10 protein-coding genes, 1 tRNA gene and 1 pseudogene are annotated in these 15,940 nt (G+C 39.2%); 7 read left to right on the forward strand and 5 right to left on the reverse strand.

The annotated features are described in order from the left end of the window. Nucleotides 1-123 precede the first annotated feature (123 nt). The 3 genes from R3O62_RS07770 to R3O62_RS07780 all read right to left on the reverse strand — a co-directional run bounded on the left by R3O62_RS07770 (nt 124) and on the right by R3O62_RS07780 (nt 2,093). A tRNA-Lys gene (locus R3O62_RS07770) sits at nt 124-196 on the reverse strand. A gap of 94 nt (nt 197-290) precedes the next feature. Then, on the reverse strand, nt 291-1,430 hold the full coding sequence (locus R3O62_RS07775; RefSeq protein WP_005823256.1) for an AI-2E family transporter: 1,140 nt from the start codon (nt 1,428-1,430) through the stop codon (nt 291-293). A gap of 63 nt (nt 1,431-1,493) precedes the next feature. Continuing rightward, the gene (locus R3O62_RS07780; RefSeq protein WP_005778531.1) at nt 1,494-2,093 is read right to left on the reverse strand and encodes a thymidine kinase; all 600 of its coding nucleotides are present in this window, start codon (nt 2,091-2,093) and stop codon (nt 1,494-1,496) included. Nucleotides 2,094-2,097: 4 nt separating this feature from the next. On the opposite strand from R3O62_RS07780, the gene R3O62_RS07785 reads away from it, so the two are divergent. From R3O62_RS07785 to R3O62_RS07805, 5 genes are all read left to right on the forward strand, one after another. Beyond that, nucleotides 2,098-2,886: a hypothetical protein gene (locus R3O62_RS07785; protein WP_317472961.1), complete on the forward strand. Its 789-nt coding sequence runs from the start codon at nt 2,098-2,100 to the stop codon at nt 2,884-2,886. A gap of 17 nt (nt 2,887-2,903) precedes the next feature. Continuing rightward, the gene (gene rsmI, locus R3O62_RS07790; RefSeq protein ID WP_005778527.1) at nt 2,904-3,578 is read left to right on the forward strand and encodes a 16S rRNA (cytidine(1402)-2'-O)-methyltransferase; all 675 of its coding nucleotides are present in this window, start codon (nt 2,904-2,906) and stop codon (nt 3,576-3,578) included. A 35-nt stretch (nt 3,579-3,613) separates the two neighbouring features. Beyond that, entirely contained in the window at nt 3,614-4,471 is an 858-nt protein-coding gene (locus tag R3O62_RS07795) for a hypothetical protein (protein ID WP_005810598.1), read from the forward strand. 90 nt (nt 4,472-4,561) lie between these two features. Next, the gene (locus tag R3O62_RS07800) at nt 4,562-5,254 is read left to right on the forward strand and encodes a YjjG family noncanonical pyrimidine nucleotidase (protein ID WP_317472960.1); all 693 of its coding nucleotides are present in this window, start codon (nt 4,562-4,564) and stop codon (nt 5,252-5,254) included. 56 nt (nt 5,255-5,310) lie between these two features. Beyond that, the gene (locus R3O62_RS07805; RefSeq protein ID WP_005778522.1) at nt 5,311-5,955 is read left to right on the forward strand and encodes a MarC family protein; all 645 of its coding nucleotides are present in this window, start codon (nt 5,311-5,313) and stop codon (nt 5,953-5,955) included. A 109-nt stretch (nt 5,956-6,064) separates the two neighbouring features. Here the strand turns inward: R3O62_RS07805 and R3O62_RS07810 are convergent, their stop codons facing one another. Together R3O62_RS07810 and R3O62_RS07815 are read right to left on the reverse strand one after the other, a co-directional pair. Continuing rightward, nucleotides 6,065-7,660 (reverse strand): SusD/RagB family nutrient-binding outer membrane lipoprotein, encoded by a 1,596-nt coding sequence (locus tag R3O62_RS07810; protein WP_005810596.1) that lies wholly within the window; start codon nt 7,658-7,660, stop codon nt 6,065-6,067. Between the two features lie 11 nt (nt 7,661-7,671). After that, entirely contained in the window at nt 7,672-10,854 is a 3,183-nt protein-coding gene (locus R3O62_RS07815) for a SusC/RagA family TonB-linked outer membrane protein (RefSeq protein WP_250704091.1), read from the reverse strand. A gap of 453 nt (nt 10,855-11,307) precedes the next feature. On the opposite strand from R3O62_RS07815, the gene R3O62_RS07820 reads away from it, so the two are divergent. Both R3O62_RS07820 and R3O62_RS07825 read left to right on the forward strand, forming a co-directional pair. After that, on the forward strand, nt 11,308-12,489 hold the full coding sequence (locus tag R3O62_RS07820) for a Tsr0667 family tyrosine-type DNA invertase (protein ID WP_005783269.1): 1,182 nt from the start codon (nt 11,308-11,310) through the stop codon (nt 12,487-12,489). 594 nt (nt 12,490-13,083) lie between these two features. Beyond that, a pseudogene (locus R3O62_RS07825) lies at nt 13,084-15,918 on the forward strand (SusC/RagA family TonB-linked outer membrane protein); the annotation flags it as partial. Nucleotides 15,919-15,940 lie beyond the last annotated feature (22 nt).

A 15,940-nucleotide genomic window follows, 5' to 3' on the forward strand; every position in this document is an offset into this window, starting at 1 on the left:
GTGTGTCTTTTCGTGCCCCTTTTTTGTCTTTCAGGCAAGACTAAAACATAAAAAAAAGTCCTACAATACGTTGATATTGTAGGACTTGTCTCTTTTTTGTCGCCGTTTGGCTTTGTTCTTATGTGATCCGCCTGGGGCTCGAACCCAGGACCCCAACATTAAAAGTGTTGTGCTCTACCTGCTGAGCTAGCGAATCAATCCTTATTTGCGTATCAGTTATTTCCTGATTGCGGGTGCAAAGGTAGTGACTTTTTTTATATCTGCAAGCTTTTGGGTGAAAAAAGTTTTATTTATTTTTCGTCATCTCCTTCTATCTTCTGATTATCAGATGTTTCATGTGTGTCGTATTTTATTCTCTCTTTGTTGATGATGAAACGTTGATAATAGGAGAGCATTAGGGTGGTGAGCGGGAGTGCTATGATCATACCTAACATCCCGAGCAAGGATCCCCAGATGGAAAGAGATAAAAGAATGATGGCAGGGTTGAGCCCTGTGATCTTTCCCATGATTCTTGGGACAAGGAAACCATCTTGGATGGCTTGAACAACAATAAAAACAACGAGGGCACCTGCCAGGATTACCCAGAAATTCTCACCGGTATCAGCAGCTTTTAGGATTGCTAATATGACGGTAGGCAAGAAACCGATAATCTGCAGATATGGAACCATATTGAGGGCACCGATGAAAAGTCCCAAGGCAATAGCCATCGGAAAGTCGATGATCAGGAACCCAATGCTGAACAAGATGCCGACACAGAAGGCAACAAGTGCCTGGCCGCGGAAATAGCGATTCATTCCATCCTGTATGTCATTGACCAGATTGGATGCAAAGGTACGGTATTTGCCTGGTAATAGGTGAAGCCATCCTTCTGCGATGGATTCATAGTCGAGCAAGATGAATACCACATATAATAAAATGATGAATGAAGCGAATACGCTAAACAGAATATTAATAGATTCCGCAACGAGTGCCCAAAGTTTAGGAACAGTCTCTTTAATGGTATTCATTATATTTTCTTCACTTAAGATTCGGTTCAGTGCCTGAAGGTCGATATGTCTGTGGATAAATTCCGAAAGAGTAGGAGGCACTGTTCCGGAACGATAAGCACCATTAGTCAGATAAGTAACCAACAGATCGTTCATTCGTCCTATTTCGGCAAGCATTGGGGGCACTAAAAGGTAAAAAATGGCAATTCCTACTATGGTAATGCTGAACAATGCGCAGAAAATAGAAATGATCCTGCTTTTAAAGCGTAATTTATACTGGAAAAATTTGACGAGCGGATAAATCATATAAGCGATAAGCCATGCCACAAAAAAAGGTAGCAGTACGCCGCTGAGCCTTTTAAAAAGTATCAGTAATCCCACAATGAGCGCACAGCAGATGGAACCACGTATGAAACTATCAAATGTAATCTTTTTCCTTTCCATAATAATCTGACGTTTGATGTGCGACCTCACCGGAAATGTCCGGGCTTTGCTACCGTGAGGTCATTATGATTTTTCTTTGTCCTCTTGCAGGGCTTTCTGGTAACACTCCCGACATAAAGGTTCGTATTCGGCTGTTTCACCCAATAGCACCTGTTTGTCGTTTTTCACCGTACGGTGTGAAAAAGAGGCTAATTGTCCACATTTTACACAAATGGCATGTACCTTGGATACTTCGTCGGCAATGGCACACAAAGCCGGCATCGGACCAAACGGTATGCCTTTGAAGTCCATGTCCAATCCGGCTATGATGACACGTACTCCGTTGTTTGCCAATTGATTGCATACATCTATTAAACCACTGTCGAAGAACTGTGCCTCGTCAATGCCTACCACATCAATTTCGGATGTGAAAAGCAGTATGCTGGCTGAAGAGTCGATGGGAGTGGAGGAAATGGTATTACTGTCATGTGAAACAACGTCCCCCTCAGAATAGCGTGTGTCAATGGCAGGTTTGAATATCTCTACGCGTTGGCGGGCAAACTTGGCCCGCTTCATGCGACGGATCAGTTCTTCGGTTTTTCCTGAAAACATGGAACCGCAAATTACTTCAATTCTTCCTCTTCTTCTCGTCTCTTGTATATGATCTTCTGAAAATAATACCATGCTGATGTATGTTATAATTGGTTGCAAAAGTAATAGTTTTATTGGCTTCTCGGTGTTTTTTCATTATTTATTTCTACATTTGCGAAGTCATTCAAGAAGAAATTCAGATGTAGATATGCAAGCATTGTTGAACGATATAGAATTGGATATTCAGGAACTTAAATGCCTGATGGAGGCCGTTTCGCGTAAACCGGATTCTGCTTTGCGTGAAGTGGCAAAGAGAAATATTGTGCAAATGCGTGGCCGGTTGGACATCTTACTGGAACAGTTGGATCGGGGAGCACTACCGGAAAACGAACTTCCTGACCGGATTATAAATCCAATGCCGGAACCTGTGTCTGCAGCAGCAGCAGAAGAAGAAGCAGAAGAAGAAGAAGAAGAAGAAATAGTTGTGGGTAACCCGGAGAAAGATGAAGAGCCTGTAATAGTTCCGGAGGCTCCGGAGATGCCGGAATCTGAACAATTGGAATTGCCTGAAGTGACCGTAGAACCGGCACAATCGGCTGAAGTATCTATGAAGATTGAAACCAATACGGCTTCTACACCTATTTTGGCCGAGCGGATTAAAACAGCTGGAGATTTACGCCGTTCAATCAGTCTGAATGATTCGTTTCGCTTTTCCCGTGAACTGTTTGGGGGAAGCATGGAGCAAATGAATCATGTGTTGCAACAGATTGGGGAGATGCATTCACTGGATGCGGCTCTTGTTTTCTTATCTTCTAAAATAAAGGTGGAAGAGGAAAATGAAGCTAAAGCTGATTTAGTGGAACTTCTCAAAAAGTACTTTATATAAAACGCGATTATTAGGATATGGGAAAACTATATGTGGTACCGACGCCGGTCGGGAATTTGGAGGACATGACATTTAGGGCTATTAAAGTCCTGAAGGAGGTCGACTTGATTCTGGCGGAGGATACCCGTACTTCCGGAATCTTGCTGAAACATTTTGAGATTAAAAACGTGATGCAATCCCACCATAAGTTTAATGAACATAAAACGGTGGAGAGTGTTGTTAATAGAATAAAGGCAGGAGAAACCATTGCTTTGATTTCGGATGCCGGAACACCGGGAATTTCTGATCCGGGTTTTCTGGTAGTTCGTGAATGTGTGCGCAATGGTATCGAAGTACAATGCCTGCCCGGAGCGACAGCTTTTGTTCCGGCGTTGGTAGCATCGGGATTGCCTAACGAAAAGTTTTGTTTCGAAGGTTTTCTCCCTCAGAAAAAGGGGCGTATGACAAAATTGAAATCGTTGGTGGATGAACACAGAACAATGGTGTTTTATGAATCCCCACATCGTTTGCTGAAAACATTGACACAGTTTGCCGAATATTTCGGTTCCGGACGTCAGGTATCTGTGTCCCGTGAAATTTCAAAGATTCATGAGGAAACGGTTCGCGGGACTTTGAGTGAATTGATAGAACACTTTACCGTTACCGAACCCCGGGGAGAGATTGTGATTGTACTTGCAGGAATAGACGATTAATAATAACTTCATTTAAAAACGTAAAACGTAATCGTATGAAAAAGTTAGTAGTTTTATTAGTATGCGCAGCTATGTTGGCTTCGTGTAACGGCCTGGGTGGTGGAAGTAAGGACCTGAAGGCAGAAAATGATTCTCTTTTGATGGAGTTGACCCAGCGCAATGCCGAATTGGACGAAATGATGGGTACTTTCAACGAAGTTCAGGAAGGATTTCGTAGAATAAACGCAGCTGAAAGCCGTGTTGACTTGACCCGTGGCACTATCTCTGAGAATTCTGCAACCGCAAAACAACAAATAGCATCTGATATTGAATTCATCACGAAACAGATGGAAGAAAACAAGGCACAGATCGCTAAGTTGCAGGCTATGCTGAAGAATAGTAAGAATAATTCGGCACAATTGAAAAAAGCCGTTGAATCTTTGACTCAGGAGTTGGTTGCTAAAACTCAGCGTATCGAAGAACTTCAGGCTGAATTAGCTTCTAAGAATATCCGTATTCAGGAGTTGGATGCTGCAGTAACCGGACTGACTGCCGATAAAGAGTCATTGGCTGCTGAAAATGAAGCCAAGGCAAAGACCGTAGCAGAACAGGATAAGGCCATCAATAGTGCATGGTTTGTGTTTGGTACTAAATCGGAACTTAAATCTCAGAAGATTCTTGAAAAAGGGGATGTGCTGAAGAGTGCGGATTTCAACAAGGATTATTTTACTCAGATCGATATCCGTACTACTAAAGAGATTAAATTATATTCTAAACGTGCTGATTTGCTCACTACTCATCCGGCTAAATCTTACGAGCTGGTTAAAGATGATAAAGGTCAGCTGACTTTGAAGATCACGAATCCGAAAGAATTCTGGAGTGTATCTAAATATCTGGTAATCCAGGTCAAATAAGTAGTATAAAACAAACGTAACTGATAAGGGCACGGACTACACAGTATGTAATCCGTGCTCTCTTTTTTGAAATGTACCTGATATATTAATATGAAATATAGAAACCTGTTTTTTGATTTAGATGATACTCTCTGGGCCTTTTCCCAAAATGCGTATGATACGTTTGAAGAAGTTTACGATAAATATGGATTGGGAAGGTATTTCGATTCGTTTTCCCATTTTTATTCTCTTTACCAAAAGAGGAATGTGGAGTTGTGGGTAGAATATGGAAACGGGGAGGTGACTAAAGAAGAGTTGAATCGACAGCGTTTTTTATATCCTTTGAAAGCTGTTGGCGTTGACGATGAAATGCTTGCAAAACGTTATTCTGACGATTTCTTTTTGATAGTTCCTACTAAAAGGAGGCTAATGCCGTATGCGGAAGAGGTACTTTCGTATTTGGCACCTAAATATAATTTGTATATTCTTTCAAATGGTTTCAGGGAATTGCAATCCTGTAAAATGCGTTCGGCAGGCATTGATACATATTTTGATAAAATAATTCTTTCGGAAGATCTGGGAGTGATGAAGCCTTGGCCGGAAATTTTTCATTTTGCTTTGTCGGCTACACAATCGGAACTACGTGAATCATTAATGATTGGGGATAGTTGGGAAGCTGATATTGTTGGTGCTCATGGAGTGGGAATGCATCAGGCTTATTATAATGTGTCCGGACGCACTGATTTTCCTTTCCGTCCTACTTATTCAATGACTGATTTGAAAGAGTTGGTGGAACTGTTGTAACATTTATAGATATATTGTATTTTTGCGTTCAATATAGAACGCATAAAAATACAACTATGGACACTCTCTTGCCTTTTGCTTTACTCTGTTTCACTTCTTTCTTTACGTTGACTAATCCGTTGGGTACAATGCCCGTTTTTCTGACCATGACTCATGGTATGACTGATAAAGAGCGGCAAGCGGTTGTTCGCCGTGCCACTTTCGTCTCGTTTATCACTTTAATGGTATTTGTTTTTGCAGGGCAATTCCTTTTTAAATTCTTCGGTATTTCGACCAACGGATTTCGTATTGCAGGTGGAGTGATTATTTTCAAGATAGGCTTTGATATGTTGCAGGCACGGTACACTCCGATGAAATTGAAAGATGAAGAGATTAAAACCTATGCTGACGATATTTCGATCACTCCACTTGCCATACCTATGCTTTGTGGTCCGGGGGCGATAGCTAATGCCATTGTTTTGATGGAGGATGCCCATACTATTGAAATGAAAGGAACGTTAATTGGCATTATTGCTTTGATCTATTTTATTACCTTCTTGATTCTGCGTGCGTCTACCCGATTAGTTAAAGTGTTGGGGGAGACCGGAAATAACGTGATGATGCGTTTGATGGGACTTATTTTGATGGTGATTGCTGTTGAATGTTTTGTTAGTGGATTGCATCCGATATTGGTAGGTATCTTGAAAGAAGGGTTGCTATAAATCAGATACTGATTCGTTCAGAAAAAGAAGAATGCCCGGATACGTTTTATATGTAAATCCGGGCATTCTCTTTATTGTTTGATAAATACTTTAGAAAGCATTATGCTGATTAGCGGCTACCGCCGGCCCACCAAACCGGATCGGTATATACATACTGGCCGTTTCCGAATGCAGATTCTACGTTCGGATTTGCACTTACATCATCTGCTCCGTAAGGTGCGCGAAGTGGGAACTTGTAAGGGTTGTCCAGTTTGATATATTCCTCACCCATTGCTTTGAGGCGGCGTACATCATTATAGCATTCTGTTGTCTCACCGAAGGCTCCAAGGAATGCAATATATTTCTGTACCATTACCTCTTTTACAGGATTGGCATCGAATAATGGTTTTACGTTGTTGGTGAAATACTCTTCTGCTTCAGCAGTTGTGATAGCTTTGGTAGTCTCTTTAACGCCTCCGTAACTTTTTACTGTAGGAGCGTTAAGTGCAGCTGTTACACCTGTTTCTGCATTTGCAATGGCTGCAACAATAGCATCTTTCAGAGCATCTGCCGCATCATTGGTCTTATTCAAGCGAGCCAATGCTTCAGCTTTCAGGAAAAGTAATTCATGATAGCTCATTAATAAGGTTGGACATGTTTGCGAATATACGAATATAGGAGTATTATATTCATATTTAACAGACTCTGCCGTACCGTTATCGGCCATAAGGAATCTTGGGTCATCTGCACCGGTTACTTGGATGGACACAGCTTTTTCTTCTCCAGTTACCTTACCTTGTCCAATGCAAAAGATACGGCGTAATCTCGGATCCTTACGTTCTATTAGTTTATCAGCGTAGCTTTTACTTGCAGCCAATCCGTCACGGCTCCACTGGAAGTCAAATAACGGGTTTAAGTTTGTTGCACTATAAATAGAGAAAGCAGCTTGATCCTGAATAGATGTATATGATTTCTCTATGTACTCTAAAATTTTTTGTAAATCAGCTTCTTTTGAAGAAGAACGAGCTAACAGACGCATTGTATAACGAGCTTTCAAGCCGTATGCTAGTTTTAACCATGCTTCTCCGTCACCTTTATATATGAAGTCATACTCACCAATTTCATCGCTTTTGTCACCTTTGGGAAGATCAGTGATTGCTGCATCCAAATATTCCATAATGGTAGTATAAATAGCTTCTTGCTTATCTAATTCCGGAGTCATAAACTGGGGTTGTCCATTGACTAATTCCGGAAGGGCAGCCTGGCTGAAAGGAGTGTCACCGAATGAGTCTGCGATCAGTCCTGCATTGATTGCGGCCAATACTTCGGCAATACCTTTGGTTGTATAATTGGCTGAAACCTCATTTGAGCTTATGTTAATTGCGATACGTGCATTCTTCAGTGTAGAGTATAAATTACCCCATACATTGTTAAAAGTAGAAGATGCCGAAGGCTCTCCGTTACGCTTTTCCGCATTTGCCAATTGATTGTCTACTCCAACCATATGCTCTACGTAGGTAGAATAATATGTATTAAAGTCGCCTCCGATATTGCTAAATGCAGTTGCAGTGATTACGTCAGCCAAGATGAATTTGGCAGGTACACTGGTTGTGTGGTCTTTGTCTTCATTAATACGATCCATTGTATCTTCCGAACAGGAAGCAAATGCAACGGAAATCAATGCCACAGACAATATGCCTTTTGATAAATTAAATATTGATTTCATTTTTGTCCTTTTTAGAATTTAACTGTAATACCAAAACCATAGCTTGATGTTCCCGGGAGCGAGAAGCGTTCGAAAGCACCAGCCATGTTGTTATTTCCCTGTGATGATTCAGGGTCAATACCATTATCCATTTCTGACCAAAGCAATAAGTTACGTGCAAAGACGTTTACTGTTACGCCTAAGTATGACTTATCCAGTACCGGATAACTTAAAGCGATTTCGCGTAATTTCAGGAATGAAGAACCGTATACTCCGGCTTCAGAGATCGTACTCAATCTGTCGAAGTAATTATAAGCGTTCTCACCGCTGATTTTGATGTCATTAGGTGCGTAAGAACCATCTGCCAACTGTTTTACAGCCGGTTTATTGAAGTAGAAGTAATCAGCTTTACGATAGTCTGCTGATTTCTGGGTTACACCATAATAGTCGAGTGTTGACACAGTACCGGCATACATACATCCACCTTGCTTCCAGTCAAGTACTGCAGAGAGGCGGAACTTATAAAATTCAAAAGTAGTATTGAAGCCCAGTCTGAAGTCAGGAGATACACTTCCCAACACTCTGTTTTCACCTAATGTCGGCATACCGTTTTCATCTACAACAATCTGGCCTTCCTCGTTTCTTTGATAGCTTGTACCATAGATAACCGGGAATTTATCACCGGCACTCAGACGTACTTGCGGATCAACAAAACCTCCTAACATGATGCTTGATACACCCGGAGCTAATTTATCGACATAGTTGTCGATTTTAGAGAAATTAAATGCAAAATCCCAGTTGAAGTTCTTAGTTTGGATCGGATTTACACTCAAAGTGATTTCGTGTGAGTTTGTATGTACCGATCCACCATTTGTGATCAATTCGCTATATCCGGTAGAAGTAGCCAAAGGCACCTCGAATATCTGATCCTTTACATTCTGGCGTGAATATGTATAGTTCAATGAAACTAAACCGTTCCAGAAACTGAAGTCTGCACCGATTTCGTATGATTTGGTGTTCTGAGGTTTCAGGTTAGGATCATAAATTTTGTAATATGGAATATATGAGCTGATCGATCCAATAGGATACTGGATAGGAGTTCCTGAAGAGAATCCGCCACCATAGACCGGAGTTTTATAGTAAGAAGGATAGTAAGTACCTGCCTGCCCTACTTCTGCATAAGAAGCGCGAATTTTACCATAAGTCAGAACATCATTCTTCAGTGCTTCCAATTCGGTAAAGATGAAACCAAGAGAAACGGAAGGGTAAGTGAATGAACGGTTATTGCGTGGCATGGATGAAACAATATCATTACGAACAGTAGCATTCAAATACAACATACTACGATATGCTAATGAAATGTTACCGAAGTTACCAACGGTACGCTCGCGATGGTAGGTTCCTGTAGACGAATAGATTGATGCGTTAGCTATATGGTTCCATCCTGGGAAATTGAAGTTATTTCCGAGGTTGTATTTGTATTTTGAAGAATTATCGACTAATTCATTACCATATAATACATTTAAGTCAAGTTCCGGAGTGATTTTCCAGTCATAAGTAACAGTTAACAATGAATTTATTTCATTGTTTGTAACGCTCTGCTCTTCAATGCTACCTGTTCCGTTGGAGTGTCCATATCCCCATGTATCGGTATAGTTAGTGGTATAAGCATCGGTACCTAACTGGTATTTTACATCCAGTTTATGATTTTCTGTACCGAAATCAGTAGAATATTTAGCAAATGCATTTCCAAAAAAACGTTGAGTACGTTCTTTAAAAGAGTTATTTTCAACGGCCCAATAAGCACCATCGAAACCGCCTGTCGAACGATACGTGTTTTGTGTATAAGGATCTCCATCAATGTGTGATGGGATACCGGCTAAATCGTAGCTGGACGGTGCACCATATACAGTTGCCAGGATACCATTGTTGGCACCGGTTTGCTTTTTGATTTTAGAATAAACGAAGTTTCCATTGAAACCGGTAGACCAATTCTTGTTCAATTGAGCTTGTGCAGTTAGTTTTGCATTATAACGATCCATACCTGTAGAAGGTACAATACCGTTTGCAGTAGTACTTCCTAAAGACAAAGAGTAACTTCCTTTATCGAGGCTTTGTGCCACGTTTGCACTGCTGTTCCACGTTACACCTGTATTAAAGAAATCTTTAGCATTGTCATATGCACGAGGAGTGGCCCATGGGTCCAGTCCTGCTTTGGCACGCTGGTCTACATAGTATTGCCCCTGATGTTTACCGTATTTCTGAGTATAGGTATTATCCGTATTACCACCATATTTGGGATCGTTAGCCAGTTCTGAGATCAAAGGGCCCCAAGAACGAGAATCTGATGGGCTAAAAGCACCATTAAATCCTTGTGCGAATTCTTTTTGGAAATCCGGCATAGTAGAAACCTTATCGAATGATAAACCAGTGTTGATGGTAACTTCCGGTTTACCTTTACGTGCACCTTTACCGCTCTTGGTAGTGATTACTACCACACCATTTGATGCGCGCATACCATACAGAGCAGAAGCAGCTTGACCTTTCAGGATGTTGATGCTTTCAATGTCATTCGGGTCGATATCTACCGCACGGTTTGCATAGTCAGAGCCTGTAACAGAGTTGAAAGTATCCAAGTCTGTAGATGATGAGATAGGCATACCATCCACAACATACAGGGGAGTGTTATCTCCTGTAAACGAGCGTGATCCGCGAATAGTCATTTTGGAAGAGGCACCCGGCATACCTGATGACGGTGAGATCTCTACTCCTGAAACTTTACCTTGTAAAGCGCTGGAAAGGTTACTACTTGATGCTTGAGTCAGCTTATCTCCTTTCACATCCTGTACGGCATACCCTAACGCTTTTTTCTCTTTTGAGATACCCATTGCTGTTACTACGACTTCGTCAAGTGCCTTAGCATCAGTCTTTAATATCACTTTGATTATCGGTGCAATTGCTACCTCAGCAGTCTGCATACCGATATACGAAATCTGCAAAGTCTTTGCAGAACTTGGTATACCAGATAACGTAAATTTACCATTTAGATCAGTAATAACACCTACAGTGGTGCCCTTAGCTAATACAGAGGCTCCAACAACTGGTTGCCCATCTTCTTCAGAAATAACAACACCTGTTACCTTCTGAGTTTGGGCGGTTACTAGACCTATACCTATAAAAAGGCAAGTCAATAACAGCATTAATTTTCTTTTCATAAATTCTCTCTTAAAGTTTAACTTTACATTAATTGTTTCTTTACTCTAACAAAATGCAAATATATTAAGAAATATGAAACGAACAATTATTTCTATAAAAAAACCTTGCAAATATAACAAATCGTTATCTAAATGCGCAATTTTATGTCTAATAACATAGAAATACGCCTTAAAAAACGTAAACGAGGTTTGTATTGCTAACATGTTGCAGGTGCTAATAATATGTATTTTGGTCCATTTTTGTATATTCAAGGCTTAATATGAGCAAAAATAGTGCTCGTTTTTCTGTTAAGGAAGTTTTTATAAATATAAATTAGCCACTTTTTAAAAATACAAATTAGTTATTTCTATATAAAAAATAGCAGGTTTTAGCAGATATTAAATCTTATTCAATTCTAATATTGAGTCTATGCACGTCTTATTTGTCCATAGTATTAATTAAAAATAAAGGAAATGGATAAAATTATTTACAGTTTAGTGTATAATAGAAAAAAGAGCCTGAACAAAAAAGGGATGGCGTTGGTACAGGTTGAGGCTTACTTAAATAGGAAGAAGAAATATTTTTCTACCAAGGTTTACTTGAGTCCTGACCAATGGGATTTCAAGAAAAGGATGGTTAAAAACCACCCTAATGCGGATGCTATCAATCACATGCTCTATGAGTTCATGGCAGAAATAGAGAAGAAAGAACTGGGATTGTGGCAACAGGGAAAACAAATTTCATTGGATTCACTAAAAAATTCAATGGAAAGTCAGGATGATGGAACTTCGTTTATTGCGTTCTTCCGCAACGAAATAGCCAAATCTTCATTGAAGGAGAGTACCAAACGTAACCATTTATCAACTTTGGAGTTATTGAGAGGCTATAAGAAAGATGTGTCATTCTCAGATCTGACATTTGAATTTATATCCTCATTTGATCATTACCTCCAGCAAAAAGGGTATCACACCAATACCATTGCGAAGCACATGAAACATTTGAAAAGACATATCAATGTAGCCATAAATAAAGAATATATGGAGATACAGAAATATGCCTTTAGAAAATATAAAATTAAAAGTATCGAAAACAGCCATACTCACCTTTCTCCAGAAGAATTAGGAAAGATTGAAAGTTTGGAATTGGATGGTCGGTTTATGAAACTGGAAAAGACAAAAGATGCTTTCCTCTTTTGTTGTTATGCAGGATTACGATATTCTGACTTCACCAACTTATCCCCTGAAAACATAGTGAAAATGCATCAGGAAACCTGGCTTATTTATAAATCTGTGAAAACGAATACGGAAGTACGCCTTCCGCTTTATCTTTTATTTGAGGGAAAAGGAATAGAAGTCTTGAATAAATATCAGGATAATCTTGCTGATTTTTTTAAGCTTAGAGATAATTCAAATGTGAATAAGGAATTATTGATCATAGCAAAATTATCAGGGTTGAATAAACGTATTTCGTTCCATACCGCTCGCCATACCAATGCTACATTATTAATATACAGTGGAGTCAATATTACTACTGTACAAAAGCTATTGGGACATAAAAGCGTGAAGACAACTCAAGTTTATACTAATATAATGGACATAACTATTGTACGAGACTTAGAAAAGTCTAAAAATAATCGCAAAGTATCTTACATGTAACAGAGATTTGTGCCTTACGTAGATATATTGGCTATTAACATTGTTAACACGAATCACAGTTCGCAAGTACCGCTTCTATAAAGAACTTGTTTTCTGATTGAAAATCACTAATTCTTTGCATGTAGGAAGTTAGTTTTAACATCATGTTAAAACTAACTTCCTACATGCAAAATGTGAACGGTTTAATTGGCTGTTTATTAAATATATAAGTTTATTAATCCTATTATAAGGAAATTTAGGTTGGCATTCTCTGTTTTTATATAAATATCAAATTAGTAATTATCCTTTTTCATTTCTAAACCGTTTATGTAAAATAATAATAGACTGCTTTATGACTTTTTTTTTCGTTTGGAACTATTGAGTATAACATTCTTTTTTCAATCGTATACTTTTTAATCTATATTTCACTTACAATAAGCGGATTACGTGTACAATAGTGGGAGATCGATATAGGAATCATTCAACTTTTATTGTTAGTATTGTTATCATATGTATTTGATATTCAAACATATATCCATTGATATTGTCGTATAAGCACAAGTTCTCTGTGTATTTTATAAAATACTGATAATAAACAGTTTATAATACAATTATAGTTCTGCAAAGACTTTGCAGATTTCGTATATTGGTATGCAAACTGTTGAGGTGGCGATTAAGCCTGTTATGAAGATTACGCTAAAACCTGATACGGAAGTGTTGGACGAAGTCGTTGTAACAGGATATGGTACATTTAAAAAATCATCTTTTACGGGAGCGGCATCAAGTATTACGACGGAGAAACTTCAGGATGTTCCTTCTTTAAGTGTACAAGATAAATTAGCCGGTTCTGTTGCCGGTGTACAGATTACGTCTACTTCCGGACAACCGGGTGCTGTTGAATCTGTACGTATTCGTGGAATGGGGTCAATTAATGCCGGCAATGATCCGTTATACGTCATTGATGGAGTACCTGTAATGACTGGTGACGCAAGTCAATTCACTTATTCTCAGTCAGGTAATAGCTTATTGTCCACCATCAACAGTAATGATATCGAATCGATGACGGTAATTAAAGATGCAGCGGCTGCCTCACTTTACGGTTCACGCGCAGCAAACGGTGTTATTGTAATTACTACTAAAAAGGGAGCTTCAGGAAAATTGAAACTCAATGTGAGGGCAGACTGGGGATTCTCCAACAAAGCTATTGATTATCGTCCCATTCTGAATGGTGAAGATAGACGCGATATCCTATATATGGGTCTTAAAAACTATGCTTTAAATTCTGGAAAGGATGAAGCTTATGCCACGAACTATGCAGATAATAATATTGATAAATATGCTGCAAAACCTTGGAGCGGATATACTGATTGGGAAGATATTCTTTTCAGAAACGGTTCTCACCAAAATTATGAAGTAAATGCTCAAGGAGGAAATGAGCGGACTAAATTCTATACCTCTTTTGGATACACCAAACAGGAAGGTATTACACTACAGTCTGGATACGAGCGTATCACCGGACGTGCAAATATGAGTCATACGGCAGACCGCGTTACAATTGAGGCAAGTACGATGTTTACAAATTCAAATCAAAAAGTAAACTCGGAAGGGACTAGTTTCTCAAGCCCCATCATGTGTCTGGCTATGACAGCTTCTCCCTCTACATTCCCATATAATGAAGATGGTACATTTAGTACGAGTTTCCCTGCTTTGAATGGTGCCAATCCTCTTCAGACTGCAACGTATAATTATGATCGTAGTACAATTGTGCGTACTTTGAATACATTGGCTGCAACATGGAATATCTGGGATAATTTGAATATAAAAGAAACTTTGGGTTATGATTTTAACCAGACAAACAATCGTGTATGGTGGGATCCTCGTTCCAATGATGGTCGTTCTTCAAAAGGGGTGTTTCAACGCTATATGATGAACAGAAGCAAGTTGAATACTCAAACTCAGTTAACTTACAACAAGACATTTGCAGAACACCATAATATCGATGTACTGTTGGGATTTGAAACGGAGGATTACAAATACGATTATACCTATACTAATGGTAATACTTATCCATCCTACTTACCGGAGATTACAAATGCAGGTGTTTCAAGAGGTGCCAGTAACATTAATAGTTATCGAATGACTTCCTATTTAGGACGTTTGAATTATGATTATGCCGGAAGATATTATGTAAGTGGTAGTTTCCGTCGTGATGGAAGTTCTCGTTTATCAAGAGATAGTCGTTGGGGCAATTTCTGGTCTGTATCAGGTTCATGGAGACTTTCACAAGAAGCATTTATGGAATCATTATCCAATGTTATTACTGATGCTAAGATCCGTGCTTCTTACGGTGTAAATGGTACACAGCCCAAAGACTATTACGGATATATGGGGGTATATGAATTTGGATATAATTATAATGGAAATGGTGGTTCGTCAGAAGCTCGTTTCTATAATCCGAATCTGAAATGGGAAAAGAATTATGCCACAAATATCGGTATTGACCTTACACTACTCAATAGGTTGACTATTTCTGCTGAGTGGTATAACCGTGAGACAAAAGATCTCTTAATGGATAAACCGATTTCTGCTGCAGTCGGTGTAATCAATAGTGCGGGTACTGCTAATATGCTTGTGAATGTTGGCTCAATGAGAAATCGTGGTTTTGAATTGGAATTGAAGTCTACCAACATCCAGAACAAGGACCTTTTCTGGACTACTTCCTTGAACTTAGGACATAATAAGAATAAGCTGACCAAGTTGGATGGCGAACAACAGGAAATCATTGATGGGGTTTCTATCCACCGTGTGGGTGAACCATATTATTCTATCTATGCCTATGAATATGCAGGTGTTGATCCTCAAACAGGTAAAGAACTGTATTATATAAACGGTGAAGATGGTAGCCGTGAAACAACAACAAATTCTGCTGCTGCTAATAAAACGATTATCGGTTCTATCGAACCTAAAGTACAAGGTGGTTTGACCAATTATATCAGTTGGAAGTTTATTGATTTCAATTTAACCCTGACTTACTCTTTGGGCGGACATGCTTATGATTATGCTACCTGGCTACAATCCAATGGAGGTACTTATAATTATGTGGGTAATGTTCCTGCTTATTACAAGATGGAAGATACCTGGCAGAAAACAGGTGATAATGCCAAATTGCCACAATTTGCATACGGTAACACTAATAAAGCCTCTTCGCGTTGGCTGATGTCTACAGATCATTTACGTGTGAAGAATATGACTTTGGGATTCACTTTACCGCAAAACTGGTCGTCTAAAGCAGGTATCAGTAAATTAAGAGCTTATGTTTCAGGAAACAACCTGCTAACTTGGAAGAAAAAGAGTTTGTATGTTGACCCGGAAGTTCCGGTTGACGGATTGTGTACATTCGAGACTCCGGCTCTTCGAACTGTTACATTTGGTATTGAAATCGGTTTTTAATCAAGTAGAAACAATTTATGAA

The sequence above is a fragment of the Bacteroides hominis genome, from assembly GCF_033042785.2.
In the GTDB taxonomy this organism is placed as follows: domain Bacteria; phylum Bacteroidota; class Bacteroidia; order Bacteroidales; family Bacteroidaceae; genus Bacteroides; species Bacteroides hominis.

Excerpts from the sequence above, each read along its gene's own strand:
- R3O62_RS07775 (WP_005823256.1), bottom strand. The coding sequence starts at position 1,430 with ATGGAAAGGAAAAAGATTACATTTGATAGTTTCATACGTGGTTCCATC.
- R3O62_RS07780 (WP_005778531.1), bottom strand. The coding sequence starts at position 2,093 with ATGGTATTATTTTCAGAAGATCATATACAAGAGACGAGAAGAAGAGGA.
- R3O62_RS07785 (WP_317472961.1), top strand. The coding sequence starts at position 2,098 with ATGTATGTTATAATTGGTTGCAAAAGTAATAGTTTTATTGGCTTCTCG.
- rsmI (WP_005778527.1), top strand. The coding sequence starts at position 2,904 with ATGGGAAAACTATATGTGGTACCGACGCCGGTCGGGAATTTGGAGGAC.
- R3O62_RS07795 (WP_005810598.1), top strand. The coding sequence starts at position 3,614 with ATGAAAAAGTTAGTAGTTTTATTAGTATGCGCAGCTATGTTGGCTTCG.
- R3O62_RS07800 (WP_317472960.1), top strand. The coding sequence starts at position 4,562 with ATGAAATATAGAAACCTGTTTTTTGATTTAGATGATACTCTCTGGGCC.
- R3O62_RS07805 (WP_005778522.1), top strand. The coding sequence starts at position 5,311 with ATGGACACTCTCTTGCCTTTTGCTTTACTCTGTTTCACTTCTTTCTTT.
- R3O62_RS07810 (WP_005810596.1), bottom strand. The coding sequence starts at position 7,660 with ATGAAATCAATATTTAATTTATCAAAAGGCATATTGTCTGTGGCATTG.
- R3O62_RS07815 (WP_250704091.1), bottom strand. The coding sequence starts at position 10,854 with ATGAAAAGAAAATTAATGCTGTTATTGACTTGCCTTTTTATAGGTATA.
- R3O62_RS07820 (WP_005783269.1), top strand. The coding sequence starts at position 11,308 with ATGGATAAAATTATTTACAGTTTAGTGTATAATAGAAAAAAGAGCCTG.